The sequence below is a fragment of the Pseudomonas sp. MHK4 genome, assembly GCF_054600775.1.
The window spans coordinates 1-1,334 of sequence record NZ_BAAIAK010000040.1; the positions used below are offsets into that span (position 1 = coordinate 1).

Below are 1,334 nucleotides of genomic sequence, written 5' to 3' on the forward strand. Positions count from 1 at the left end.
GCCGTCCGGGGCATTGACGGTGAAGGTGCCGTGCTGGGTCAACGCCGCGTTGTCGGGGTCGCTGCCGTAGGTGAGGTTTTTCTCGTAGACGGTCAGTTCGCCGCCTGCGACGTCCAGGCCGCCGAGGCTCACCCCGTCATCGTTGTTGTGCACGTTGAGCACCAGCTTGGCGGTGCTGCTGTCGCCGTCGGCGTCGGTGAGGGTGTAAGTGAAGGTCTCGGTGCCGTTGCCGCCGGCGTGCAAGGCCTTGAAGTCGGCGTCGCCGGGATTGAGGGTGTAGGTGTAGGTGCCGTTGGCGTTAAGTACGAGGGTGCCGTAGGTGCCGATGAAAGTGCCGGGGGTGATCGGGCCGCTGTTGGGGCCGGTCGCGATGCGGTCGGCGCCTTGCACGTCGTTGCCCAGGACGTTGCCTTCGAGGGTGAGCAGGGTTTCCGAGGCGGTGTTGGCGTTGTGGTCGTCGATCGCCTGGGGCACGTCGTCGACGATGTTGATCACGATGGTGCTGGTGACCACGTTACCCAGGCCGTCGACGGCCTGGTAGGTGAAGCTTTCGTGCAGAGTGTTGGCGCCGTCGTCTGCGTGTGGCGTGGTGCTGGCAGGCGAAGTCAGGGTATAGGTGTAGCTGCCGTCAGGGTGCAGCAGCAGTTGGCCGTAGGTGCCGATGGCGTTGCTGACCAGGCCGTAGGTGATGGCGCCGCTGCCACCGTGGACCGCACCAACCAAGGTGCCGCTGGCGGTTTCGCCGGCATTGCCGGGCTGGCTGCCGGTCACGCTGCCGGGGGCCAGGTCCTGGCCGTCCTGATGCAGGTCGAGGGCTTTTTCGTAGACGGTCACATCATGGTCGCTGGCCGCCACCAGGCAGCTGTTGTGCACGTCGATGGTGATGGTGGTGGTGCTTTCATCGCCGTCGGCATCGCGCAGGGTGTAGGTGAACACGTCGCTGGCGCCCGGGCCACTCACCCCGTTCGGGTAGCTGTGGTACACGGCGTTGCCCGCCGCATCCAGGGTCAGGAAGCCGTAGGTGCCGTTGATCTGGCTGTTCAGGCCGCCGTGCACCGGGGTCGAGGTGTCTGCGCCTGCACGCACGCCGACCACGCCACCACCGGCGAACTGGCCATCGGCCCCCACGTTGTCGTTCCAGATCACGTTGCCGCCGATGTAGCCGCCCTCACCCACCGAGGCGATGTCCGGGGTAGCGGTCGGCACATCATCGACGATGTTGATCACGATGGTGCTGGTGACCACGTTGCCCAGGCCATCGACGGCCTGGTAGGTGAAGCTTTCGTGCAGGGTGTTGGCGCCGTCATTGGCCTGCGGCGCGGTGCTGGCCGGTG

Annotated in this window: 1 protein-coding gene; it reads right to left on the reverse strand. The window is 66.2% G+C overall.

All coding sequences use genetic code 11. The features are described from left to right. The coding region (locus ACYP2Q_RS31400; RefSeq protein WP_459734093.1) for an Ig-like domain-containing protein at positions 1 to 1,334 on the reverse strand (1,334 nt) is incomplete at both ends.